The following is a 25,222-nucleotide window of genomic DNA, read 5'->3' as shown; positions in this document are numbered from 1 at the left end:
TCGCTGCCCCGCCGGAGGCACCATTCAAGGGCGCTTGCGCCCGACCTCTTCAAAACCACCTTGGAAAGGTGCGCGCGGCATCCGCCGAATGAGGGGGGATCATTATAGCACCCCCCTCTGGAAATACTGCCCAACAAACAGGAAAAACTATGCGCATCGTTCACCGTGGCTTTGATCGTCTGGAACTGTCGATTGAGGCCAATATTCCGCCCGAGCTGTTCGAATATCTCGACCCGATCCGCGAAGAGGCCGAGGACGCCCGAGAAACCCGCGCTGTGAGCTATGGCGGCGCGGATTTTGACCTGTTGCCCCATGGCGTGCAGGGCTATCGCTTTATCCTGCAAAGCGGGCCTCTGCCGGTCACATGGTTCTTTAAGAAACCGAATGCACGCGATCCTTGGGGCATTCGCATTGTTGTCGGCTCGCTGTTTTTGGCGACCCAAGGGCTTGGCATGGTCCGCGCCTATACCGCCAAGACCTTGGAACGGCTGGGCGTGCGCTATGGCCCGCATCAGGTCAGCATCGGGCGCACCGATTTTTGCGTCGATATTCTGGCCCCAGAGTTTGAGCCGACGCCCGAAAATTTTGTGATCCACAGCCACACGAACCGCGCCGATCACCCTCTATGACAAGCGGTTGGACATCACTGACAAGCGCAAGCCGATCTGGTGGGACATATGGAATGCAAGCCTCAAAGCCGAAGGCTTGCCCCCTCTGGACCCGAAAGACCGCTCAGAGAGCCAAATCTGGCGCGTTGAAGCGCGGGCAGGCAAGCGGATCATGAAAGACCGCTGGGGCATCACCACATGGGAGGATTTCGACGCCAAATTCAGCGATGTAATCGCGGAAGCGTTCGAGAAAATCCACTATTGCGACCCCGACCCGATGGACACAAACCGCGCCCGCTGGCCCAATCATGAGATTTGGGACATGGCAAAGGTAGACGCCGACACGGACCTGAGCGAAATGCGCAGCCATTTGGACGTGGACAAGGTGAAAGCAGTCCACAAGGCCGACCACATCAAACTGAGGATGACCCGCGCCGTGGGCAACTGCACTACGCTCGCCGCCCTTGAGGGCATCGAGAGCGACGACCGACAAGACGACATGGAGCGCATGGGTCAGCGCTTGCGGGCGGAGAGACAGGCCGACCCTGCACGCGCCGCGAATAAGCTCAGCAAGGCGAAGGAGCGGTATCGGTTTGTGGGGTAAAGAAGGGCAGAAACCAGACGTTCGCTGCTCGTGCAAACTCGCTCGTCTAGATGGGAGGAAGCAACCGTTCAGATTGGTTCATGCTTCCCCTCCCGGACGCAACCTCAGAAAAGGTTGAGGCTGAGCTCACTTTGCCGAAATTCTATCGAACATGCGGAATGCCGCGAGGCACTCATCCAAAGGGAACGTTATATCTCAGAGCGGCCTCCACGCGAGGCAAAATGGTTCAAACTAAAGCGTTTGCGGCGACCAGCCTTCAAGCGTGCAAATAGGTCACAGCAGCCGCATTCGAGCTATGACGGAACAAAGGACGATTGACCTGACGTCGCGCGTCGGTTTTCTTAACCGTGCTTGAAGACCTGTGGCGATCAGACCGACGTTACTAATATGCCCAATACACCATTTGTGGTGTTTTTGGGTCCGGGCAACACGGTCGAAACAAGTGGCATCCTTCGTTGGGCGCTGCATTTCGAATGCTGGAAGGACCCCGGAAAATGCGTATAAACCACCACAGTGTCTATATCGGGTATCTCGCCCTTATCTTGACCACACTGCTTGCCCTTGCATCGCCCGCTGTGGCCTTTGATGCACCGTCGCGTGGCGACCAGAGTTTAAGCTTGAATGCCTTTTGCCGCTTGACGGCTTTCGTCCATAACCTGAATGGGGGACTGGCATCGGCACGCGTCAGCCCCGCCAGCGGTGGATCAACAGCAACCCAAGCGGCCGGCGGAGCAAGCTTTTTCGAAGGCAGCGTTTCCGGCACTTTTCCACCTTTATCTACGGCCAATCTGGAAGCAAACTGTGGTCTTGCAGATGTTGCTCTTCTTACTCAGCAAGGGGCGTCAGGGTCTTACGCGGCCAGCGATTTCATCGGATTTTCGTTTGAAGCGACCGAGACCGGCAATGGTGATCGCTACGCCTATCTCGCCGAAATTCGCGGAGCAACAGGGACGACGGTTACGATCAGCCAAACTCTTGTCAATGCGGCGCCAACAGTCACATTGGGCAGCCTAAGCGGGCCAGACGGCAGCGGAGACTATACTGTCATCGCAACGCTGTCAGAAAACAGCTCTGATTTTACATCCTCTAGCCTGACGTTGACGAACGCCACAGCGACAGTGTCCGGCAGCGGTAGCAGCTACAGCATAGTTCTGTCTCCGATCGCGGATGGGGTGGTCGATGTGTCAGTCCAAAAGGGCGCTTTTACGGACAGCTTAGGACTTGGGAATTGGGTCGCCTCAAATGATGTGACGTTTTCAGTAGATTTCACCGCGCCAACGGTCAGTATCGCGGCCTTCACTGGTGCCGCGAACGGAAATCAAACGGCAGTGATCACCCTGTCCGAAGCCAGCACCGACTTTGAGGTTGGCGATCTGACCCTGACGAACGCGACGGCGACGCTCACGGGATCGGGCACCAGCTACACCGCGACACTGACGCCTCTCGCCGATGGCACGGTCGCACTGTCGGTCGGAGCGGGCAGCTTCACCGACGCGGCAGGCAATGACAACACGGCCTCGAACGAGGTGACGGCGACGTTTGACGGCACCGCGCCGACTGCGACTCTGGGTGCGTTGAGCGGACCGGTGGCGGGTGTTTACACTGCCAATCTGACGTTCTCGGAGGCGGTCACGGGGCTTGCTGCGGCAGAGCTGACGGTGGTGAATGCCACGGCGACGCTGTCGGGCAGCGGTTCGACCTATGTTGTGAACCTGACGCCGCAGGCGGATGGCGCGCTGAGCGTGACGGTGCCTGCGGATGTGGCCGAGGATGCGGCGGGCAATGGCAACACGGCGTCGACGACACAAGGCGCGACCTTTGACGGCACGGCACCCACGGTCACCATCGGCGCTTTGACGGGTCCGACGGCAGGCGTCTACACTGCTGCCATCACCCTGTCCGAAGCCAGCACCGACTTTGAGGTTGGCGATCTGACCCTGACGAACGCGACGGCGACGCTCACGGGATCGGGCACCAGCTACACCGCGACACTGACGCCTCTCGCCGATGGCACGGTCGCACTGTCGGTCGGAGCGGGCAGCTTCACCGACGCGGCAGGCAATGACAACACGGCCTCGAACGAGGTGACGGCGACGTTTGACGGCACCGCGCCGACTGTCAACATCACCGGCGCGCCGACTACGGTAAACGCAACGACATCATTCACGGTAACAATCACCTTTTCAGAAGACGTAACAGGCTTTGAAAGTACAGATATCACGACATCGAATGCGACCGTCAGCAGCCTCGCAGGCAGTGGTGCGGTCTATCAGGCGCATCTGAGAGCTGCTGGCAGCGGTGCCATCACCCTTGTTGTTCCAGCGGATGCCGCTGTCGATGCCGGTAACAACGGGAACCTCGCATCTAATTCCGTCAATATTGCTGATGTCACTGTAGAGCAAACGCAAGAATTGATTGCGTCGTTCATACAGACCCGGGCGAACCAACTGATCCGCAGCCAACCCGGTCTGACTGGGTTCCTGTCGGGGCAGGCACAGGGAGAGTTCGATGTGAATGTCACCCGTGGTCAGGGCCAGTTCAACTTTGCCAGCAACCCGGACGATCCGATCTGGATGCGGGCCCAGGGATCCTGGTCGTCAAACACAACCAGCAAGAGCCGTTATATGTTTGGTGCCTTGGGCAGCCACCGGAAAGTGAACGAAAACCTGTTGATCGGTGCAATGCTGCAGTTTGACCATCTGTCAGAAGACACCGGCAACGCCTCAGTCGACGGCACAGGTTGGATGGTCGGCCCCTATTTCGTCGCCAAAAGCGCCGGGCAACCGCTCTATTTCGAAGGACGGCTTTTGTACGGCGAGACCAGCAATACGATCTCTCCATTCGGAACCTACGAAGACGACTTCGACACCACTCGCGTGCTGGCGCAGTTCAAAGTGACAGGCGAGTATGCATATGGGTCAACCACAACCCTGTATCCGTTCTTCGATGCATCTTATGTGGCGGACGACCAGCACAGCTATGTCGACAGTCTGGGCAACACCATTCCCGGACAGGACATCAACCTTGGGCAGATCGAAATCGGTCTGGATTTCAAACGGGACATTCCGGTGATCTCGGGTGAGCTTACGCTGTTGGGCGGGGTGTCTGGCATCTGGTCGCAGACCGGCGGCAGCGGATTTGCCTCCACGGTTTCGCCAGATTACGAAGGCGGTCGCATGCGGGTCGAGTTGGGGGTGAACCGCATGTTGTCCGCCACCCGAACGTTCAACGCCGCGACCTTCTACGACGGCATCGGTGCCGGTGGATTTGAAAGTTTCGGGGTGAGCTTGGGTTACAAAATGCAGTTCTGATTACTTGCAATGTTTAAATATGTGGAAGGTTGTTCCGTGTATCCGAGCAACTTTCCGGTCAATGCAGCGCAGCCATTGAACCAAGATTTCTGCCCTATAGGGGCCGAACAATGATGTCCGGATATTCTGCCGTTAAATGAGCACTGTTTGTTTGGCGCGGCGAAGCCCGGAGAATACGCATAGCCGAGTTTGGCCTGCTTGATGATGCTGCGCAGGGGGACGAAATACCGCTTTGGCAAAGCTACGCCGCAGCAATGACCATCTTGGCAAAGGGCCGATAACCCCGTTCACCTGTTACCCGAAATCACACCATTTTCTTTGGTACAGTTTTCTTTGGTACAGTGCTTCCGGATTGCTTCCGGTAAAATTTTCGCCCAAGCTTCACACTGCGAAAAATCCACTATGCCATTGTTTTAAAATAATAAAATTGGCGATCCCTTGAGGACTCGAACCCCAAACCTGCTGATTAGAAGTCAGCTGCTCTATCCAGTTGAGCTAAGGGACCGCATGTGGCCATGGGCCAAAGAAATGAGGTCACAAAAGCGCGGCGTGAGTGTCCGCGCTTTGAAAGTCGCATCAATATCGCGGATCAGTGCGACCAAGGCTCGCGGCGGTTGGTTGCGAAGTTTTCGCCGTAACCGCCGGGACGCACGACAGGCGCGCGGGTTTTGGGCTCTTGCACGACATAATCGAGACCGTGCTGATCTGCGTAGGCGATGGCGGCCTCTTTGCTGTCAAAGCTCATGCGCACTTGGGTCTGAGTATCACTTGACGAGGTCCAACCCATCAACGGGTCGATGTCGCGCGCGGCTGCGGGCGCGTAATCGAGAAGCCAATGTTTGGTCTTACCTTGCCCGGATTGCATCGCATTTCGGGCGGGCTGATAGATACGAGCGCGCATCGAGAGACTCCTTTTTGCCTTGATGCCTTATCCCCGTTTCCGTGCGCCGTTTCAAGCCCTTCGCGCATTTGTCACCACCGAGATCGGCATGCGGGAACATCCAACCGGAGAAGTTGTGCCGGGTTCAAGCAAAACCCGCCCACTTAGAGACAAAGAGGACGGGCTTGGAGGGGTGACTGCCCGGCCAAGGGTGGAGAGCGAGGGGTGGGGTGGGTGGTGCACCCAAGGCCGGGACAGTCTGTTCTGCTGCTTGCAAGATCAGACTAGAATCCGCACCGGCCCTGCGCAAGGATTAATATTCTTAAAGTTGTTTTTATAATCATAAAAATCGCGCTAAAGTGGTAACCCTTTATTAACCTTCCCATAGAGCCAGGCAAAACCCACCGTTCTGCCCTGCGAGACTTGAAAGGTGAACAAAAAGGGATCATCTATGCCCATAAAGCGCTTCGCAACGCTCTCGAAACCGGAATGGACGCCAAGGAGTTCTGCCCAATGCCGATGGACACGCCAATCCTGCACAGCCCGCACCCGGACTTAAAACTGCGCCCAAAATTGGAAGGCGGCAAACGGTTTGTGTTGCACAGCGAGTTCGAACCCTCGGGGGACCAACCGACAGCGATCAAAGAGCTCTCAAGCGGACTGGAGGCGGGCGACCGCGATCAGGTGCTTTTGGGCGCGACGGGCACGGGCAAGACCTTTACCATGGCGAAAGTGATCGAGGCGACGCAACGCCCGGCGATCATCTTGGCTCCAAATAAAACCCTCGCCGCCCAGCTTTACGGCGAATTCAAAGGCTTTTTCCCCGAAAACGCCGTCGAATATTTCGTCTCCTACTACGACTATTACCAACCCGAAGCCTATGTCGCGCGCTCCGACACGTTCATCGAGAAAGAAAGCCAGATCAACGAACAGATCGACCGCATGCGCCACGCCGCAACGCGCGCGCTTTTGGAGCGCGACGATGTGATCATCGTGGCCTCCGTGTCCTGCATTTACGGTCTCGGGTCGCCAGAGCTTTACATGGCAATGACGATGGATTTGGAGGTCGGCAAAGAATATGATCAGCGTCAGATCATGGGCGATTTGGTCGAACAACAATACCGCCGCAACGATCAGGCGTTTGAGCGCGGCTCGTTTCGTGTGCGCGGTGACAGTCTTGAGATTTGGCCCGCCCACTTGGACGATCGGGCGTGGAAACTGTCGTTTTTTGGCGAAGAATTGGAGGCGATCACCGAGTTTGATCCGCTCACTGGCAAGAAAACCGATAGCTTTGAGCAGATCCGCGTCTACGCCAATTCGCATTATGTGACGCCGAAACCGACGATCAAACAGGCGATCCAAGGCATCAAAAAAGAGCTGCGGGTCCGGCTCGACCAGTTCAACAATGAGGGCAAACTCTTGGAGGCGCAGCGGTTGGAGCAGCGCACCAATTTCGACCTTGAGATGTTGGAAGCCTCGGGGTTTTGCAACGGGATCGAGAACTATTCGCGCTATTTGACGGGCCGCGCGCCGGGCGAGCCGCCCCCCACCCTGTTCGAATTTATCCCCGACAACGCCATCGTGTTTGCTGATGAGTCCCACGTCTCCGTGCCGCAAATCGGCGGTATGTATCGCGGTGACTTTCGGCGCAAAATGACGTTGGCCGAACATGGCTTTCGCCTGCCGTCCTGTATGGACAACCGGCCGCTGAAATTCGAGGAATGGGACGCGATGCGACCGCAATCTGTGTTTGTGTCCGCGACCCCGAAAGATTGGGAATTGGAGCAATCGGGCGGCGTATTTGTCGAACAAATCATTCGCCCCACCGGGCTTTTGGACCCGGTGATCGAGATCCGTCCGGTGGACACGCAGGTCGACGATTTGATGCATGAGGCCAAACGCCAAGCGGCCAAGGGCAACCGGGTTTTGGTCACAACGCTGACCAAACGCATGGCCGAGGACCTGACCGAGTATCTGCACGACCAGGGCGTTCGCGTGCGCTATATGCACTCGGAAATTGATACGATTGAACGGATCGAAATTCTGCGCGATCTGCGGCTTGGGGCATTTGACGTGCTGATCGGGATCAACCTGTTGCGCGAGGGCTTGGACATCCCGGAATGTGGGCTTGTGGCCATTTTGGACGCCGACAAAGAGGGCTTTTTGCGCTCGGAAACCTCCCTCATCCAAACCATCGGCCGCGCCGCGCGCAACGTTGAGGGGCGGGTGATCCTCTACGCTGATAAAATCACCGGCTCGATGGAACGCGCCATGGGGGAAACCGAACGGCGGCGCGACAAACAGATCGCTTATAACAAGGCCCACGGCATCACCCCCGCGACGGTCAAAAAGAACGTCGAGGATATTTTGGCCGGGCTGTACAAAGGCGATGTGGACATGAACCGCGTCACCGCGACGGTGGACAAAGCGCAGGCCGGACAGAATTTGCAGGCGGTGTTGGACGGGCTGAAAACCGACATGCGCAAGGCGGCGGAGAATTTGGAATTCGAAGAAGCGGCGCGTCTGCGCGACGAGATCAAGCGGCTGGAAACCGTCGATCTGGTGCTGCACGACGACCCGATGGCGCGGCAATCGGCGGTGGACGAGGCCGTCGTCAGCGCGAAGGCGGCGAGTGGTCGGAGTACGGCAGGGAGACCGGGAATGCGGGGTGGTAAAGCTGGACGGGGGAAGAGGCGGTGAAGTCGCCTGATGTCCGTAAAATATGGGACAAGCATCTTCGCCAAATTTTGTTCGCCAGTTTGCCGATGATTTTTTTCGGAATTTTATCCGTTAACGCTTTTCACTCAAAAACCGCTGAAGGGTTTGCACGCATCGGCGGCCTAATAATGGTCTACGCGATCTACAATCTTTCTCGAAGTCGAGAAAAATATATTGCTTCGCGCGACCAATGGGAAAATGCGCGCTCAGCAAAATTTCACAAACTATTTTTTCAATGGGATAATCTTCAGAGAGAAAGCCTAAACCTGACTTTTGATATGCATGCCAGTCAAATAGCTCAAATAAATAAGCACCTAGGTCAAGAAAACCCGTTTATCGAAAACGACGATGCATTAATTGAAGAATTTTGCAGAGATATTGAACGTAGAAGAAACAATTCGACAGTTGAGGAGCGTTCAAAGGAACTTCTAGGTCAGCTTTCTGAATTCGAAAATCAGTACATAAATGCCCAGAAGACTCTTCAACCATGGACGAAATTGATCTGGAGGCTTGAAGTTTTTCTTCTGCTTTGGGGCTCTCTTCAAAGTACGTATGGTACAGTTTTCTACGATTGGTTGAAGAACCTCTAAAACAGAGACGTAATTGCCCAAATCTTTGATTTGGGCACGCGCCTGCCCCTCCCCCAGGGGAGGGCGCGTTTCACGCCCCCACCCCTAGTGTCAGGCGCGACGGTTCATTCCATTTGGGAGTGCTCTCCCTACTCCGTCACCGTCAGCCCCAGCATCCGCCAGACCTGCATGCCGCCGCGGTAGTAGAAAATTTTCTCCGCCGGAAAGCCTGCTTCGATCATGCGGCGCGCAGCCGTGGGGGATTGGCCGCACCATGGGCCGTTGCAATAGAGCGCGACGGTTTTGACTTGGTCGCCGTCGCAAATGAAGCCTTCGAAATCCGGCTCACAGCCCAGCTCACCCAGCCGATCCGCCGCCTCCGTGTAGGGCATATGCACAGCACCCGGGATGGCGCCGCCGTCGAAATCCGGTTTGACCCGGCTGTCGAGCACCATGGCATTCGGGTCCTGCAACATTGCCATAAGTTCCAATTCGCCGATGGTGGTCACGCCCGGTGCGGGGGCCATCGGTTGGATGCAGAAATTCGGGCAAGGCCGCGAGGTCTGCGCCCATGTGCCGGAGAGTTCATTGGCATTGTCCTGAATGCGCGAAATCTCCATTGGGCCGGTGGGGGTCTCGACCGTGACCGCCATCGTATCTGGGGTGATCCCGACCGGGTCCGCGAACGCCGCTCCGGCCATCAAAGTCATGAGTATTGCCAAACGCATTAATAAATTCCTTCTACTTCATACATGACGGGTTCAAATGTCTTGCACATGCCATTGATCACCCGGTTGCGTTTGCGCATCTCGTCGGTGCGCAACATTGCCTGATAATCCTCGCGCTTGGTCCATTGCGAATAATTGGCGATCCGGGTTTGGGCGTCATTGATATGAAGCGCCGCCGAAATGAATCCCGGCTGTTTGGAAATCACCTCCGCATAGGCGGACTGAAGCGCCTCCATCAGGTCCTGTGCCGAACCGGGCGTGGTTTCAAATGTGGTCAAGACGGTCTGGCAGGCATTGTCTTTGGAAATCGTTGGCATTGGATCCTCCCTGATCTGTCGCTGCGATCTGATATAGCCTAACACGAATGTATCAGGTTTTAGCAACAGAGCTGTGGAGAATCATGATGCACAGGGGGTAGTCTGAAACTGTGGGCATCGCATTTTGCAACGCCCGCTTGGCCCGATTAACCACAGTTTTTGGACCATTTTCCTCACAGCTTTCATCCTCTTGCCTCACCTGCGCCGCATTCTTTTCTGCGCGCGATATTTTTTCGGATTTTCTTTTCTTTTCAGGCATTAACCATAACAAATCCTTGCCAAGACCCCATCCAAATTAGCTAAAATTAGATCAACCTCACACCAGCGCGCCAAAACGGCCGCCTCAGCCGTCCAGAACGGACCCAACTGCGCCCCCGAAAACCAAAGGGCGGCGCATAACAAAAGGGTCGATTATGCGTGTGCTTCTCTCTGAAACAAACTGGAATTCCATGACAGCCGCCGCGGGGCTCGCGGATGCGGGGCTTTTGGTGACGCGGGTCAATGACGGGCGCGACATGATGGATTTTGCCGAATTTGGCGAACAAAGCGCCATCGTGCTCGATCTTGACATGCCGGATATGGACGGGTGTAAATTGATTGAGCATGTGCGCCAGCGCAATCCTTTGATCCCGATCTATGTTTTGACCGAAACCGAGAGTTGGGAGATGCGCAAAAAGGCCTACGCGATGGGTGCGGATGATGTGATTTACGGTCCGGTAAATGCCGCAGCCCTTGCCGCACAAATCAAAGCCGCCGTGCGCCGGACGGCTGGCTATGCCAGCAAAGACCTGATCATTGGGCCTCTGACCCTCGACAGCCATCACGGCATCGCAACTCTGAATGGTCGAGCGTTGCATCTGACGCGCAAAGAATATGAGATCCTTGAAATGCTGTCCCTGCATCGCGAACGGTTGGTGACGCGCGAGGCGTTTATGAACCACCTCTATGCGTGGGATGATGAACCCGACGCCCGGATCATCAACGTCTATCTCAGCCGTATCCGCCACCAGATCGAGCTGAGCGGCGGCAACCCGGAGATGGTGCAGACGGTTTGGGGGCTGGGATACCGGATCGTTTCTGAACCTGCCGCTCAACAGGCGGCCTAGGCACGAAATCTCCGCCTCTGCGCCCTTCAAGATTGGCGACGGGGCCGTTAGAGGCTAAACAGGGGTATGACACAAGAAACCACCTCACCCATTCGGAACACCGATGACACAGCGCGCGCCTTGGCGCAGGACGTGATTACCGCGTCGCGGCTTGCTGCCCTGGCTGTGCTTGACCCAACCACCGGGGCACCGCATGTCACACGCATCGCCTTTGGCTTGGCGCAGGATGGCACTTGGATGACGTTGATCTCGGATCTGTCGGCCCACACCCAAGCGCTCAGGACCGATACCCGTGCCGGGCTTTTGCTGGGTGAAGCGCCGGGCAAAGGTGACCCTTTGGCCTTTCCGCGCCTCTCCGCCCGTGTGGACACAGATTTTGTGACCCGCGATGATCCCCGCCACGGCGCTCTGCGCACCGCATGGTTGAGCCATCACCCGAAATCAGCACTCTACGTCGATTTTGCCGATTTTTCCTTTGTCACTTTCACTCCGCTCACTGCCGATCTGAATGGCGGCTTTGGCAAAGCCTATAAATTGACCGCCGCCGATCTCATCCCGACGCAGTCATAAAAACCGGGCAGCCTCAGCCGCCCGGTCCTCTTCACCTTAGATCTTTTCGCCTAAATTGGGCGATCCATGCGCACGATCATGTTCACTGTGCCCTTCGTCGCCTCCGGAAAAGTCAAACGGATCTGATTGGACGAAGAGCCGTAGTTGACCGTCGCATAGGGGGTATGGAACACTGTCGTCCCCGACGCATCGGTCACTGCATTGCGGAACACAAGACTTTCAACCACCCGCGCCCAGCCATTGAATGGCAAATAGGCTGACGGGTCCAACACCCAGTTGGTCGCCGCCGTGGCTTGGGTGAATTCAAGCGACGCAGGGTTGATGGTGTTCTGGCTCACCCCATTGAACGTATTGCCCTCAAAGGTGATATTGCGCATCGAGTTATATTCCAGATCAGCAAAGGTCGTATCGACCTTATCGACCCGATCAATGTAGCCATTCATCGCCTTAAAGGTGTTGTTCTGAACCGATAGGCCTTGGATGAAATGGCCCGGACCATAGGGCTTAACCACAATCCATGCGAACCAACTTGCACTGTCATTGACGGTGAAAATATTGCCCGTGATCGTTAACCCGCCAAAGGAGAACTCGGAATTAAACTCCGGGCGTGGATCATGTTCATTCGTCATTTCGATGAACGAATTATCAAGGTAATTCCCGGTGATGATGGATTTCACATTCGGATAGGTAAAAACCAATCCAGCCATGCGCGGACTGTCTGTGTCATCATCGCCTTGAAACCAGTGGTTGCCAATAAACATATGACCGTTGCCATACACGATGCCCGTGTGACCAAAGCGTTGAAAGCGGTTTTCACGAATTTTGGAGTCATTGGCATTGACGTTAAACGCAATCGACTGACGGTCCTCTGCCCGAACGCTTTGCTCGTTGGACACGAAAGAACAACGGTCAATGTGAAGATCCTGACAGCCGCCGCCAATGGAGGTCACGCCTCGGTTCAACGGCGATTTGATATGACAATCACGCAGTTGGAAATTGCTGCCAGAAGGAGCAAGCATCACCGCCGATGCACGACCGTTGCACAGAAATTCCACATCGGAAAGCTGAAACTGGGACAGTTTCGACAGGCCCGAAAAATCCAACACATATTTAAACCGCGTGAACGTGTAGGTTTGGGTGGCATTCGGCGCGTAGAGTGGCTGGCTCAGGCTCAACGTTTGCGCTCCAACATTGACCGCTTCAACATAGACCTCGCGCCCCACACCCGTCCCCGTCACAAGGCTGCCGACCTGAACATTGGCGATATTGGTCACATTCGTCATTTGCCGCGGAGAGGCCGCATTGTAGCTGCCGGAGGATGTCATCACCTCCACATCCCAATTGCTTGAGGCTTGGACATTGATCTGGCCATTGCGGATCACACGTCGTACTTCCAACTTCGTCGCGCCAGAAACATATGCGACGTCAATGGGTTGATCCAATTCAACGCGGCGACCACACATATCAAGACTGTCATGATCGGAATAGTAAAACAGCGCCTGAATCGCCTTTTTAAATCCCAAAACCTCATCGCCAAACGCATCAATATAGGTGTTGAGGTGAAACCCATGACGCAGGGTGAGACGCGCCGCATCTGGCATCGTGACCGTGCCATCAAACACAACTTCATTGATCATCGAAACCGTATCGGAGATGTAATACACTCCCTCCGGCACAAGAATCTGACGTCCGTCTGCCGCCACATCCGCCGCATCAAAAGCAGCTTTGCAATCGGTTACACCGTCCCCCACTGCACCAAAATCACGAATGTCGATGCGCCCAGAGCTGTCGCCGAGGAAATAGGAGGTGACATCCTCGATCACGATGTCCTCAATCCGAACCGTGCCGCCATTGGCGCCCGTCAGATCCAAACCAAAGTGACCGTAAACCGCATCAAGCCCCCAAGGCATGTCCACGCCACCGCGTGCGCCCGAACCAACAATCGCGGTCACTTCGACCACTTCGCCATAGGCGGTCAGCGGCACCTCGGTGCCAATTTCCGTCACCCCTGCCACATGGGCAAAGCTGCTGTTCCCCGCCCAGCCCGCAATCCGCACCGAGGGTAAATTTCCAGAAATCGCTTTCACTTTTGCGGTGATCTGAAGATACATCCCCGGCAAAAGCGGGGTTTCGCCCATGTAGCGCAACTTCGTTGTCGTGGTGTTTTTGACGATTTCCAGACAGCCGCCGAAATCCGCGTCCGCTGCGACCAGCGCCGCGTTTGCGGCCCCATCATAGGTCGCCGAGCCCGGCGTGCCGTTCTCGCTGGACCAAACGCTTAAACCGTTCGCAAAAGCTGGCGGCATCAGCGCCAGCCCGTCAGTAATGGCCTTGTTCATCCGAACCCCTTTCACATCTTTCAATACATGCGCGACCGGTGCCTGCCGAACCCTCACGGTGCGGCACGCTCTTTCATGGTTTCTCGTCATGGAAAATCCGGGCGCATGACCCGAGATGTGAAAGCTCTACAGCAGCGAAGTTAACCCCGCTGTTAACCCTGCGCGCGGCTCAATGCGGCCCTGCGCAACGCGCGCTCTCTGTCACACGGCAACATCCGGCATTTCAATCGGACGCACGCCGTTGACCTTCCAACCGGCGTCCGTTTCAATCATGTCGTATTCATAGACCTGCGTTTGACCCGCCTGATCGGTGACAATCACCGTCTGAAGCACTCGCCCGTCTTGCGCCATGCTCATGCCAAACCTCGCGGTGGCATTGTTCCAAATCGGGCCATACCCCTGTTCAACGATATGAGCAAAACTGCGCGGGTCAAAAAACTGGCCTTGGATCATTGGACTGGCGTAGCCCCACGCCGTCCCTACATCACGCTTTTGAAACGCCTGTAGCTGATCAGAAATCACATCCGTCATCTCATCGGCCACAGCCACAAGCGGGGCAAGGCTCAGAACTGTTGCGGTGATCAGTGCTTTAAACATGTAAAAACCCTCCGTCTGTCTGCCAATCTTACGCAGCCAGACGAAGGGTTGGATCACATTTACGTCAATTGTCGTGACGCTTTAGGCCAGCTCGCCCGCCAAGCCTTTTGCGATCAGGTCAATGGTTTCATTGACGCCGTAAAGAGCCGCAAAAGAGCCAAAGCGCGGGCCTTCGGATTGACCCAAAAGCACCTCATAAAGCGCCTTGAACCAATTGCGCAGGTTGTCAAACTCGTGGTTCTTACCGACCGCAAACACCACCGATTGCAAGAAATCCCCGTCGGTGAAATCCGCCACAGGCAGAGCATCCTCCACGCCATCCGCCGCGTTTTTCTTGGCGATCTCGGCCAATGCCGCCTCGGCCGAACCAAAGGCCGCCATCAAATCTGTCATCGCCGCCCGCTCTTGCTCAGTTGGTGCACGGAAGGTCTTTTCGGGCTTCACAAAGTCATTGTAGTAGCGCACCGCATACCCCGCCGCCGCATCCAATTGCGGGTGGGTTTCAGCCGTCGCCTCTGGTGCATAGCGTTTGATATAGCCCCACAGCTGATCCTTGTCCTCAGCCCCCGCCACAGAAGCGAGGTTGAGCAACATGGTAAACGGCACGACCATATCGGAGGCCGGCACATCCGCCCCATGGATGTGAAACACCGGGTTGTTGGCGCGTTGGGTGACGTCCTGTTTGGCATAGGCGCGGAGCTGTTGGTGATACTCATCCATCGCCCGAGGGATCACATCAAAATGCATCCGTTTCGCGGTTTTGGGTTTTTGATACATGAAATAGGACAGGCTTTCGGTCGACGCATAGCTCAGCCATTCATCAATCGTCAGACCATTGCCCGACGATTTCGAAATTTTCTGACCGCTCGAGTCCAAGAACAATTCATACGTAAAGTGCTCCGGCTTTTTGCCGCCCAAAATCTCACAAATCCGGTCATAAATCGGCGTGTTGGTGCTGTGATCTTTGCCATACATTTCAAAGTCCACGCCGAGCGCTGCCCAGCGCGCACCAAAGTCCGGTTTCCACTGTAATTTCACGGTGCCGCCCGTGACCGGCAAGGTCCACTCGCGCCCCTCTTCGTCGTCAAAGGTGATGGTGTACTCATCGCGGTTGACCGATTTCATCGGCACATAAAGCACCCGCCCGGTCTCCGGGTGGATGGGCAAGAAAATCGAATAGCTCGCCGCACGCTCATCCCGCAGCGATTTCAACATCACCGCCATCACCTCATCATATTTGTCGACAGCGCGCTTGAGCACCTCGTCAAATTGACCGGAGGCATAGAACTCCGTGGCCGAATAAAACTCATACTCAAAGCCAAACGTGTCCAGAAACCGCCGCAACATCGCGTTGTTGTGGTGGCCAAAGCTCTCAAACTCGCCAAACGGGTCCGGCACCGAGGTCAACGGCCGCTGCGCGTTCTCTTTCAGCATCTCTTGGTTTGGCACATTGCCCGGCACTTTGCGCATCCCGTCCATATCGTCCGAAAAACAAATCAACCGGGTCGGAACGTCAGAAATCACCTCAAAGGCGCGGCGGATCATCGTGGTGCGCAAGACCTCACCAAAAGTACCGATATGCGGTAGGCCAGACGGGCCGTAGCCGGTCTCAAACAACACAAAGCCCTTCTTGTCCTTGGACTGCTCATAGCGCTTGAGTACCTTGCGCGCCTCTTCAAAGGGCCAGGCTTTCGAACTCATACCAGCGTCACGCAGGTCAGTCATGGGGACAATCCTTATATCATTTGGCTTGGGGCTTTGGCGCAGAGGCCACCCGCAAACTCGTCGTCTATTGCCAGTCACGCCAAGGGTCAAGAATTACTGGCTCTCTTGCAGCCTCATCCTCTGGATTTTCGCTCACCACATCCTGCCCGGTCAGAACAAGACTTGCCCCCACCCAACGCCCCGCCTATCCTTCGGTCAACTGCCTTTAGGCTCCTATGAAAAGACCGATCCGATGACCGATATGCCCCATTCCCTCACGCCACAAGACTGCCTCGTCGCTGTCATGATTGCGCAATCCATGTCTGACGAAAACATCCGCACGGCGGAATTGGTCACGATCGAGAACATCGTCAACCACCTGCCGATCTTTGCCGATTATGATCCAGACCGGATCAAAGTGGTCTCCTCGACCGTCTTTGATCTCTTCTCCGAAGAAGACGGCCTTGACGCGCTCTTCGGCCTGATCCGCGACAATCTTCCGGGCTATCTGTTTGAAACCGCTTATGCTTTGGCCTGTGATGTGGCTGCTGCGGACGGGCACACCTATGAGGCTGAGTTGCGCCTTTTGGAAGAAATCCGCTACGAACTCACCATCGACCGTCTGCATGCCGCCGCCATCGAACGTGGTGCTCGGGCGCGTTATGCTGTCGTGCATGAGGCGGAAAACCCCTAAACCGTCTCTTCTGAGCTTCTGACAGCTTAACTCTGATACGCGGTTGCCCAGCGTGCAATCAGCGACTGTTGTAGTTTCTTTGCCCCCGCATTGAAGCTCCTCGCCCCCTGAGGCACTTCCTCACCCGACAGTTTCGCCGCCTCACGCTTTGGCACGTCTGCGGCAAAAATGGCAAAGGCCATCCGTGTGCCCCCCGGCGCCTCAAGATATCCGGCCAATGTCGACACAAAATCCAGCGTCCCGGTTTTGGCCACCACCGATGCCGGCGCATTTTTGATCACCTCGCCCTTTGCATCCTTCATCGGGATCGGCTTCAAAAGTGGTGCAAGCGTTGCCTCAACCCCCGGCGTCGTTAGCATATGCACCATATCAGACACGGATATTTTTGAGGCTCCGCCAAGACCAGAGTGATCGACAAAAGACATATGCCGCAAGCCAAATCGTTCCCGTGCCCAGTCGGTCATCGCCTGCGCCGAGGCGTGCAATGACACGGGGTTCACCCCGCGTGCCTGTGTGGTCAAAAGCCCCAAAACCTCCGCTGTCAAATTGGTCGAATATTTCAACATATCCTTTACAATCAAACTCATAGGCGCACTCTCAAGGCGGGCAATCTCAGCCGCTTCGGGGACAGTATTTGCCAGCTGCGCCTGTGGCAATCGCAGGCCAAGCTGCGCGGCAACCGTTTGAAACACTTCGCCCGCATAAAGCGTCGGCAAACGCACCGGCAACCACCGCGCCCCCCCGCCCCAAGTGCCGAGCGCGCCACCGTCCATTCGTCCCGCCCCTGCCCCGGCTCGTGATCAAACACCGGCCGGTCGCGCTGCGTGATCCGCATATGGGCAATGCGCACGTCCGGGGCAAATTTTTCGGCCCGCGCGTCCATTTTCAGGCTGTACTCCTCGCCCTGACGTCGCCACTCGAAATGCACCCGATTGTAATTCAAATTCAGCCCGGTAATGGCCGGGTTGTAACCCGCATATTCGGTCTGCGCCCCGTCGATCTGTTCAATCCGAGGCAAGGCGCTGTCATGGACCAGAAACCGCCCAGACACGCCCGAAACCCCCGCATCACGAAGCTGGCTCGCCAGCCGAGCCAGCGCATCGGTGTCCAAAGTCGGATCGCCACTGCCGATCAAAATAAGATCGCCCTGCACCGCGCCATTGCTGATCGGACCTGTCGCCAAAACCCGTGTGACAAACCGAAAATCCGGCCCCAGATGTTCCAGCGCATAAAGGCTCGTCACCGTTTTCGCCACAGAGGCCGGAGGTAAACGCAAAAGCGGGCCACGGACCTCTAACATCTCTCCCTGCGCCACATGCGCCACGGCAAAGGCAACCTCCCCCGACAGGCCCGCCCGATCAACAAGCGTATCACCAGATGGAAGATCCTGTTTATGAAGATCACGCGGACGTGGTTTCGGAATCGGTGAAACCATTGTCTCTTGCCCAAACGCCGCCCCGGCCACACCGCCCAAAAGCAGCCCAAGTATCGCACGTCTGTTCACACTCATACCCAATCTCCCGTAATAGGCTGGAGTTAACCTTGTGGTAGCGATCCGGGCAAGACGGGAAAACATGACCAAGGTCAGGCGTTGCAAAATCGCCCATTTATGGCCCTTACTGCCGCCTCAAACCTCGCCCCAATCCCCTTTAGCGCGAATTTCGCTTGAGGAGGTATCGGACATCGGTACGTTGATGAAACACCAACACGGCGCATCACGCCGCCCCAAAAGCCGCGACGCCCGTGCCGGAAGTTTTGCATATTCAAAGGTTTGCGCGGCCACCGAATTCCGCGCCGCGCCGCGCGTGCCGGGCCGGGCGATCACCCCCACAGGCGTTGTCGCCATGATACCTTGCCAATCCTGCCAAAGATGAAATTGGGCAAGATTATCCGCCCCCATCAGCCAGACGAAACTCACTCCGGGATAGAGCGCCTTCACCGCATCCAGCGTGGCGGCAGTATAGCGTGTTTTGGTATGGGTCTCGAGGGCGGTGATCTCAACACGCGGGTGATCCATCACGGCGCGGGCATGGGACAGCCGCTTTTCCATCGCCGCCGGGCCTTTTGGTTTCAAAGGGTTGCCGGGGCTGACCAACCACCACACCCGATCCAAGTTGAACCGTTTGAGCGCCATTTTGGTGATATGCACATGGCCTTCATGCGCGGGATCAAACGATCCCCCGAGCAGGCCAATCACTTGACCCGGACGAGCATATGGCAGGTCATACCGCATGAGATCCTGAATGGCGGGAAGGCAGGCGGCTGTCAATCAGTCTGACTTGACAGCCACAATTACCTGACTAAAGTCAGTTAAAATATCAGACCAAGGTCAGCTTCTAAAATGCCCCTCACCCCCGTCGACCGTATCCGCCGCCTCAACCGCGCCGTCACCACAGAAACCGGTGCACTGGACCATAGCTTTCTGGGGCGCGGGCGCCCACTTGGCGCTGCGCGTGTGCTCAATGCCATTGGACCGACAGGGCGATCCATCTCAGACATTCGCGATTTTTTGGGCCTTGATACCGGCCTTTTAAGTCGCCTTTTGCGTGGGCTTGAAGACGAGGGCCTGATCCATGTCTCAGAGGACAGGCACGACAAACGTCGTCGTTTCGCTACTTTCACCCCAAAGGGCCACGCCGAATACGAGGCCTATGAAACCCTTTCCAATGATCGCGCCCAAGCCCTCATCGACCGCCACCCCAATCCAGAAGCGCTTTTGGCCGCGATGGATTTGGTCGCCTCCGCCTTGGGCCGAGACCGGATCGAAATCGTTGAAATTGACCCGGAACACCCCACCGCATTCCACTGCCTGCACTCTTATTACAACGAACTGGCGGTGCGTTTTTCGATGGGCTTTGATCCCTCTGAAGCCGCGCCTTTAGACGCCACCGATATGCGCCCACCACGCGGCACATTCTTGGTCGCGATGTCCGATCGACTGCCCTCCGGCTGCCTCGGATTGAAAGGCACCGACAAAGGCTATGCCGAAATCAAACGCCTCTGGGTCGCCCCTTCCGCGCGCGGGCTTGGATTGGCCAAACGCTTGATGTCAGAGGCAGACACCCACGCCCGCGCCTTGGGCATCACCACACTGCGCCTCGACACCAACTCCGCCCTGCCAGAAGCCACGGGCCTCTACCACCGCACCGGCTGGACCGAAATTGAGCGGTTCAACGACGATCCCTACCCGGATTTGTTCTTTGAGAAGCGGGTGTGATGACAAACCTTGATCACGATAATCTCAGCGTGATAATCAAATTTATGATTTTATGGGAGTTATTTGATTGAGCGAGTATTTTGAAATTGCCTATGCAGCGACGGCCAAGCGCCTGTGCTTCTTTACTGGGACTGGGTTTTCAAAGTCTTTGTCGAACAACACAGCTCCCGGGTGGGAGGAGCTGCTCAAGCAAGTCTGCGACGAATTCATTCATGATGAAAACTTTAAAACATCCATTTTTCCAAATGACAAAAGCGCACCATCACTACAACTCGACGAGATTGCGCAAGTCATTCAGCTGGAACTCGCCAAAACAAGGCAATCCTTGCACACATCCGTTGCAATACTGATCAAAAAGCTGAGCTTAGATAGAAAGTTTCCGAACGTTACCAAGTTCTTTAGTGAAGAAAATTTCCGCATTGTAACAACAAATTACGATAAGCTAGCAGAAGAGCTCGCCGGAGAAGACGTAAAGAGTGTCTGCCCTGGCAGACCAATTCCTCGCTCTGATAGCCGGGTAAAAGTCTTACATGTCCACGGCTCGGTGGATGTTGCTGAGAGAATGGTGCTGACTTCAAATGACTATTTCCGCTTTATGGAAAAAGATACATACTACTCCCGTAAACTAAGTACATTATTGCATGAAAATACAGTGGTGATAATTGGGTATTCACTTGGCGACACGAACCTTAAAGCAATACTAAACGACTATCTCGGCTTTGTTCGAGACCACAAAGTAAGCAATAGCATTTTCTTTGTCTCGAGAAAGAAAGTTCCGCAAGAAATCATTGATTATTACTATAGTTGCTATGGCATCAGAGTTATTGAAGAAACTGAGGTTGAAAGCTTCTTTGCAGAATTGAATGACCAACTCCCAGAGGCAAAAACTAGGTACAAACGCTCCCTGAGAAACTACGAACAAGTTTTCCTTGAAAAGCGCAGCTTCAAAGATGAACGCCTAAAAAAAGAAGAGGCGTTTTATGAGATAGTCGCGTCATTAGGCGCATCTGGTGCTAGCCTTGATGACGAATGGGTCGTCGAGGGTTTTGATAAAATAATTACACAAAAGAGGGCACTGACACGCAAGATTTATGCTTGGGATCAATATGCTCACCTAGCTCGATGGTTGATATATTTAGGCAGCTTGGTAGATGTTCGCTGTAAATCAGTTGAAAAAACTTTTCTTGAGGCGGTAGAGTTCTCGATCGGGCAAGTGCGAGACAAGCAAAAGAATGGCATTTCTTGGGAAGCATCTGAATCCTGGAAGATTGGATGGAGCAAGATTAGTGCAGACAATCGAGCTCTAATAAAGTCACACGTAGACAAAGTAGGAATTCATCCAGAAGCACAAGCGGTAGTTGACAGAGGCTAACCCCTTCCCATCCCCCCCTCTCCCACGCTAAACCACCCCAAACCTATTCCCTCCCAAAGGAGCCCGTATCATGGCAGCCTATCAATACGTCTATTTCATGGACGGCGTGTCCAAGACCTATCCCGGCGGCAAGAAGGTGTTTGAAAACATCCGCCTGAACTTCCTCCCCGGTGTGAAAATCGGTGTGGTCGGCGTCAACGGCACCGGTAAATCGACCCTCATGCGCATCATGGCGGGTCAGGACAAAGACTTCCAAGGCGAAGCCTGGGCCGCTGAGGGCGCGAAAGTCGGCTATCTGCCGCAGGAGCCGGAACTTGACCCGACGCTTGACGTGCGCGGCAACGTGATGCTGGGCGTGGCGGAGAAAAAGGCCATTTTGGACCGCTACAACGAATTGGCGATGAACTATTCGGACGAGACCGCCGACGAGATGGCCACGCTGCAAGACGAGATCGACGCACAGAACCTTTGGGACCTCGACAGTCAGATCGACATCTCGCTTGAGGCCCTGCGCTGCCCGCCAGATGACGCCGATGTCACCACGCTTTCGGGCGGTGAAAAACGCCGTGTCGCGCTGTGCAAATTGCTTCTTGAAGCGCCCGACATGTTGCTCCTCGATGAGCCGACCAACCACTTGGACGCCGAAACCATCGCCTGGCTGCAACAGCACCTCATTGATTACAAAGGCACAATCCTGATCGTCACCCACGATCGCTATTTCCTGGACGACATCACCGGCTGGATTCTCGAACTCGACCGCGGCGCGGGCATCCCCTACGAGGGCAACTATTCTGCGTGGCTTGAACAAAAGGCCAAACGCCTGTCGCAAGAGGCCCGCGAGGACAAATCCAAGCAAAAGACGCTTGAGCGCGAACTCGAATGGATTCGCCAAGGGGCCAAAGCCCGTCAGGCCAAACAAAAGGCCCGGATCAACGCCTATAACGAACTCGCCGGTCAATCCGAGCGCGAAAAAGTTGGCCGCGCCCAGATCGTCATCCCCAACGGCCCGCGCCTTGGCTCCAAGGTGATCGAGGTCAACGGCCTCAAAAAACACATGGGTGACAAGCTCCTCGTCGAAGACCTGTCCTTCTCCCTGCCGCCCGGCGGCATTGTTGGCGTCATCGGCCCCAACGGCGCGGGTAAAACCACGCTGTTCAAAATGCTCACCGGCCAGGAACAGCCGGACGATGGGACGGTCGAATATGGCGACACGGTCAAACTGTCCTACGTCGATCAAAACCGCGACGATTTGGACCCCAATGCCAACGTGTTTGAAGCCATCGCGGACGGCCAAGACATCATCAAACTCGGCGACGCCGAAGTGAACGGCCGCGCCTATTGTTCGACCTTCAACTTCAAAGGCGGCGACCAACAGAAAAAAGTCGGCATCCTCTCGGGGGCGAACGCAACCGCGTCCACCTCGCCCGCCTGTTGAAATCCGGTGGCAACGTCTTGCTGCTCGATGAGCCGACCAACGATTTGGACGTCGAAACCCTTCGCGCCTTAGAGGACGCCCTCACCGACTTCGCGGGCTGCGCCGTGGTCATTTCCCACGACCGTTTCTTCCTCGACCGCATTTGCACCCATATCTTGGCGTTTGAGGGCGATGCCCATGTCGAATGGTTCGAAGGCAACTTCGAGGACTATGAGGAAGACAAGAAGCGGCGGTTGGGCGCAGAAGCACTTGAGCCTAAACGGATGAAGTATAAGAAGTTCTCGCGTTGAACAAAAATAAAAAGCAGGCAGAACTTCAAAGCCTTATCCGCACTGCAATCTACAAGAAGAGCGCTAATCGGTGCGTTGCTACCAATAAAGATGGATCGCAATGCACCGAAAGCGCTATTTCGTCTCATACCATTCAGAAAGGTGGTGGTTTAGCAGCCATTGCGGAAAATGGGCACGTCTACCAAATCCAACATGCCAATAATCAAGAGGGCATACCTACTCGAAAATGTCAGTTCACGAAAACAGGCCTGAAGAAGGCATCCGTGTTTCCAGGCTTTTGCGCAAGACATGACAATTATCTTTTCAGAAGCGCGGAGCAACAAGACGGTAAAATTGAATTAGATGATCTAATTCTTCTCGGCTATCGCATCATTTGCATGGAACTCTTTAAAAAAGAGCGCATCATCCGAATTTATGAAATACAACGGGTCAAAGAATTAGGCATTGAGCTTGGATTGGCCGAAAGCGTCATGGCATTTCTGCACGGTACGAGGCTTGCGGTAATTGACCTAAAGAGACAAAAAGAAGCCTATGAAGTATTGATGGCAGGGAAAAACACTGCTCCATTTTATGCGTCAATCTTTCAGCTAAAAGAGGATCTCCCCTTCACATTCGCAAGTGCGTTTGCTCCCGAATTTGATTTCAGTGGCGGCTTGATTCTACCTCCTCCAACTATGGCTTGGGGGTCAGCCACTGTTTATGTCGGGCGCGTCAAAAACAAGCCAGTCGCCAGCTTTCAAAGCTTGGACATTGTTGAACACCATAACATTGCAAGCTTCTTTTCTTCCCAGGCAATCTTGCCACTGGAAAAAATTGGCGGGCTACTCCTCCAATTTGCAGTTGAATACTCCGAGAATTCATTTTTTAAAATCTCTTGGGTCGATGACATTCTACCAGAAATAAGGCAAGACTTGCTGGAGCGGTTTAGGCTCGGGACGCCCGGAGAGCCAAACCAGAACAAAGCCAGAATTTCAAATCAATATGACATAGTTCGCGTCGCAGCAAATGACGTTAAGATCTTCTCCCCCGCGCCAGACCCACCCTAGAGGAGGGTCAGGCGCGTCACAGATGCTTTGCATCTGTGAATGGTCCCTATCTAAGAACCACCTGTAAACCAAACCCCACCCCCCTCAAACATTCCCCTAGCCAAGCGCCAAGAATCCTGTCATAAGGACCTCGCTACGTTACCTCTATCGACCCTTCTGTTCTCCTTCATCGGCTACAGTCTTCGATCGATCCCTGACTACGCCGGGTTGCCGCACTTAAGCGGGCAACATCTAAACTAGGAGACACACGATGGCTAATGGCACCGTGAAATGGTTCAACTCTACTAAAGGTTTTGGCTTTATCGAGCCTGAAGGCGGCAAAAAAGACGTGTTCGTGCACATCTCTGCTGTCGAACGTTCTGGCCTGTCCGGTCTTGCCGATGGCGCGAAAGTGACTTTCGACATCGAAGCTGGTCGTGACGGCCGCGAAAGCGCAGTCAACATCGAAATGGCGTAAGCCTGTTTCGAACAGAATTCTAAAACGCCCGCAGATTAAGTTCTGCGGGCGTTTTTCATTTTAGGCCCTGATTTTTAAATTAACGTTTCTTCACGAACTCGGTCAGGATCACGATCCGCTGACCTTCCACCCGGCCTTCGATATGCCCGGCGTTGTCTTGCACCAATGAAATCCCGCGCACGGCCGTGCCGCGTTTGGCGGTAAAGCCGCCGCCTTTGACCGGAAGGTCCTTGATCAACACAACCGTATCGCCAGAGGACAAGACCGCGCCCAAACTGTCGCGGTGAATGACCTCGGGACCAGCGGCCTTGGCCCACTCTTCAACCTCGGGTTCAAGGTAGAGCATTTCAAGCGCATCTGCCGCCCAAGCCTCTGATCCAAAACGATTAAGAAGCCGCCAAGACAGCACTTTGATCGCATCGTTTTCCGACCACATTGACGTGGTCAACGCCTGCCAATGCCCCTCGGGCACGGCCTCGCCTTTGATCCCGCCCGCACAGGTCTCGCACAGATGTGCCACGTCCGTTTTCGGCGCAACGGTCACATCCACCAATGCCGCATCCGCGCTACATATTTCACATTCGGCCATACTGCCCTCCATTGTTCGCGCGGACCCTAAAGCCTTGGCCCTATAGCGCACAAGCGACAAACCGCCACCTC

23 protein-coding genes, 1 tRNA gene and 1 pseudogene are annotated in these 25,222 nt (G+C 55.2%); 13 read left to right on the top strand and 12 right to left on the bottom strand.

Annotation, left to right across the window (positions count from 1 at the left end; translation table 11 throughout):
- The first annotated feature begins 149 nt into the window (after positions 1-149).
- The 3 genes from DA792_RS21100 (at position 150) to DA792_RS21090 (ending at position 4,523) form a co-directional block, all read left to right on the top strand.
- The gene (locus DA792_RS21100) at positions 150-629 is read left to right on the top strand and encodes a hypothetical protein (protein WP_107722523.1); all 480 of its coding nucleotides are present in this window, start codon (positions 150-152) and stop codon (positions 627-629) included.
- Positions 630-636: 7 nt separating this feature from the next.
- The gene (locus DA792_RS21095) at positions 637-1,212 is read left to right on the top strand and encodes a hypothetical protein (RefSeq protein WP_107722522.1); all 576 of its coding nucleotides are present in this window, start codon (positions 637-639) and stop codon (positions 1,210-1,212) included.
- 494 nt (positions 1,213-1,706) lie between these two features.
- The gene (locus tag DA792_RS21090; RefSeq protein WP_107722521.1) at positions 1,707-4,523 is read left to right on the top strand and encodes an Ig-like domain-containing protein; all 2,817 of its coding nucleotides are present in this window, start codon (positions 1,707-1,709) and stop codon (positions 4,521-4,523) included.
- 428 nt (positions 4,524-4,951) lie between these two features.
- On the opposite strand, the gene DA792_RS21085 is transcribed toward DA792_RS21090, so the two are convergent.
- Positions 4,952-5,028, bottom strand: a tRNA-Arg gene (locus tag DA792_RS21085).
- An 84-nt stretch (positions 5,029-5,112) separates the two neighbouring features.
- Positions 5,113-5,424: an ETC complex I subunit gene (locus tag DA792_RS21080; protein ID WP_107722520.1), complete on the bottom strand. Its 312-nt coding sequence runs from the start codon at positions 5,422-5,424 to the stop codon at positions 5,113-5,115.
- A 492-nt stretch (positions 5,425-5,916) separates the two neighbouring features.
- Here DA792_RS21080 and uvrB point away from each other — a divergent pair, with 492 nt between their 5' ends.
- Both uvrB and DA792_RS21070 read left to right on the top strand, forming a co-directional pair.
- Entirely contained in the window at positions 5,917-8,103 is a 2,187-nt protein-coding gene (uvrB, locus tag DA792_RS21075; protein ID WP_107722814.1) for an excinuclease ABC subunit UvrB, read from the top strand.
- Positions 8,100-8,711: a hypothetical protein gene (locus DA792_RS21070; protein ID WP_107722519.1), complete on the top strand. Its 612-nt coding sequence runs from the start codon at positions 8,100-8,102 to the stop codon at positions 8,709-8,711. Before uvrB ends, DA792_RS21070 begins: the two co-directional genes overlap by 4 nt.
- Before the next feature lie 128 nt (positions 8,712-8,839).
- On the opposite strand, the gene DA792_RS21065 is transcribed toward DA792_RS21070, so the two are convergent.
- The 3 genes from DA792_RS21065 to DA792_RS21055 are packed head-to-tail and all read right to left on the bottom strand — an operon-like array spanning position 8,840 to position 9,994.
- Positions 8,840-9,418, bottom strand: coding sequence for a rhodanese-like domain-containing protein (locus DA792_RS21065; RefSeq protein WP_107722518.1), 579 nt, complete (start codon positions 9,416-9,418; stop codon positions 8,840-8,842).
- A complete protein-coding gene (locus tag DA792_RS21060; protein WP_107722517.1) occupies positions 9,418-9,735 on the bottom strand; it encodes an antibiotic biosynthesis monooxygenase family protein in 318 nt (105 codons plus the stop codon). The genes DA792_RS21065 and DA792_RS21060 overlap by 1 nt, the downstream gene beginning before the upstream one ends.
- A gap of 52 nt (positions 9,736-9,787) precedes the next feature.
- The gene (locus DA792_RS21055) at positions 9,788-9,994 is read right to left on the bottom strand and encodes a hypothetical protein (RefSeq protein WP_107722516.1); all 207 of its coding nucleotides are present in this window, start codon (positions 9,992-9,994) and stop codon (positions 9,788-9,790) included.
- Positions 9,995-10,148: 154 nt separating this feature from the next.
- Between DA792_RS21055 and DA792_RS21050 the strand changes: the two genes are divergently transcribed.
- Together DA792_RS21050 and DA792_RS21045 are read left to right on the top strand one after the other, a co-directional pair.
- Complete coding sequence (locus tag DA792_RS21050) at positions 10,149-10,841, top strand: response regulator transcription factor (protein WP_107722515.1); 693 nt, start codon at positions 10,149-10,151, stop codon at positions 10,839-10,841.
- A gap of 66 nt (positions 10,842-10,907) precedes the next feature.
- A complete protein-coding gene (locus tag DA792_RS21045) occupies positions 10,908-11,411 on the top strand; it encodes a pyridoxamine 5'-phosphate oxidase family protein (protein ID WP_107722514.1) in 504 nt (167 codons plus the stop codon).
- 50 nt (positions 11,412-11,461) lie between these two features.
- On the opposite strand, the gene DA792_RS21040 is transcribed toward DA792_RS21045, so the two are convergent.
- From DA792_RS21040 to DA792_RS21030, 3 genes are all read right to left on the bottom strand, one after another.
- The gene (locus tag DA792_RS21040; protein ID WP_107722513.1) at positions 11,462-13,750 is read right to left on the bottom strand and encodes a glycosyl hydrolase family 28-related protein; all 2,289 of its coding nucleotides are present in this window, start codon (positions 13,748-13,750) and stop codon (positions 11,462-11,464) included.
- Positions 13,751-13,951: 201 nt separating this feature from the next.
- Positions 13,952-14,347 (bottom strand): DUF4864 domain-containing protein, encoded by a 396-nt coding sequence (locus tag DA792_RS21035; RefSeq protein ID WP_107722512.1) that lies wholly within the window; start codon positions 14,345-14,347, stop codon positions 13,952-13,954.
- An 81-nt stretch (positions 14,348-14,428) separates the two neighbouring features.
- On the bottom strand, positions 14,429-16,072 hold the full coding sequence (locus DA792_RS21030) for a lysine--tRNA ligase (RefSeq protein WP_107722511.1): 1,644 nt from the start codon (positions 16,070-16,072) through the stop codon (positions 14,429-14,431).
- A 232-nt stretch (positions 16,073-16,304) separates the two neighbouring features.
- Between DA792_RS21030 and DA792_RS21025 the strand changes: the two genes are divergently transcribed.
- Positions 16,305-16,745, top strand: a complete 441-nt coding sequence (locus tag DA792_RS21025; protein WP_107722510.1) for a tellurite resistance TerB family protein — start codon at positions 16,305-16,307, stop codon at positions 16,743-16,745.
- A gap of 26 nt (positions 16,746-16,771) precedes the next feature.
- Here the strand turns inward: DA792_RS21025 and DA792_RS22940 are convergent, their stop codons facing one another.
- From DA792_RS22940 to DA792_RS21015, 3 genes are all read right to left on the bottom strand, one after another.
- Positions 16,772-17,437, bottom strand: coding sequence for a D-alanyl-D-alanine carboxypeptidase (locus tag DA792_RS22940; protein WP_254679339.1), 666 nt, complete (start codon positions 17,435-17,437; stop codon positions 16,772-16,774).
- On the bottom strand, positions 17,329-18,255 hold the full coding sequence (locus DA792_RS22935; protein WP_254679338.1) for a D-alanyl-D-alanine carboxypeptidase: 927 nt from the start codon (positions 18,253-18,255) through the stop codon (positions 17,329-17,331). Before DA792_RS22935 ends, DA792_RS22940 begins: the two co-directional genes overlap by 109 nt.
- Positions 18,256-18,372: 117 nt before the next feature.
- Entirely contained in the window at positions 18,373-18,978 is a 606-nt protein-coding gene (locus DA792_RS21015; protein ID WP_107722509.1) for a nicotinate-nucleotide adenylyltransferase, read from the bottom strand.
- A gap of 108 nt (positions 18,979-19,086) precedes the next feature.
- Between DA792_RS21015 and DA792_RS21010 the strand changes: the two genes are divergently transcribed.
- From DA792_RS21010 to DA792_RS20990, 5 genes and pseudogenes are all read left to right on the top strand, one after another.
- Entirely contained in the window at positions 19,087-19,962 is an 876-nt protein-coding gene (locus tag DA792_RS21010; protein WP_107722508.1) for a helix-turn-helix domain-containing GNAT family N-acetyltransferase, read from the top strand.
- Between the two features lie 67 nt (positions 19,963-20,029).
- Positions 20,030-21,334 (top strand): SIR2 family NAD-dependent protein deacylase, encoded by a 1,305-nt coding sequence (locus tag DA792_RS21005; RefSeq protein WP_107722507.1) that lies wholly within the window; start codon positions 20,030-20,032, stop codon positions 21,332-21,334.
- 70 nt (positions 21,335-21,404) lie between these two features.
- Positions 21,405-23,059 (top strand): annotated as a pseudogene (gene ettA, locus DA792_RS21000) (energy-dependent translational throttle protein EttA).
- Positions 23,056-24,105: a hypothetical protein gene (locus DA792_RS20995; protein ID WP_107722506.1), complete on the top strand. Its 1,050-nt coding sequence runs from the start codon at positions 23,056-23,058 to the stop codon at positions 24,103-24,105. Before ettA ends, DA792_RS20995 begins: the two are co-directional and overlap by 4 nt.
- Before the next feature lie 250 nt (positions 24,106-24,355).
- Entirely contained in the window at positions 24,356-24,562 is a 207-nt protein-coding gene (locus tag DA792_RS20990; RefSeq protein WP_009573514.1) for a cold-shock protein, read from the top strand.
- Between the two features lie 79 nt (positions 24,563-24,641).
- Here the strand turns inward: DA792_RS20990 and DA792_RS20985 are convergent, their stop codons facing one another.
- On the bottom strand, positions 24,642-25,151 hold the full coding sequence (locus DA792_RS20985; protein ID WP_107722505.1) for a PhnA domain-containing protein: 510 nt from the start codon (positions 25,149-25,151) through the stop codon (positions 24,642-24,644).
- Positions 25,152-25,222 lie beyond the last annotated feature (71 nt).

This window comes from Celeribacter baekdonensis, assembly GCF_003047105.1.
GTDB lineage: Bacteria > Pseudomonadota > Alphaproteobacteria > Rhodobacterales > Rhodobacteraceae > Celeribacter > Celeribacter baekdonensis_B.
The sequence above is the reverse complement of the archived record's forward strand: the minus strand, read 5'-3'. Positions and strand labels throughout refer to the sequence as shown.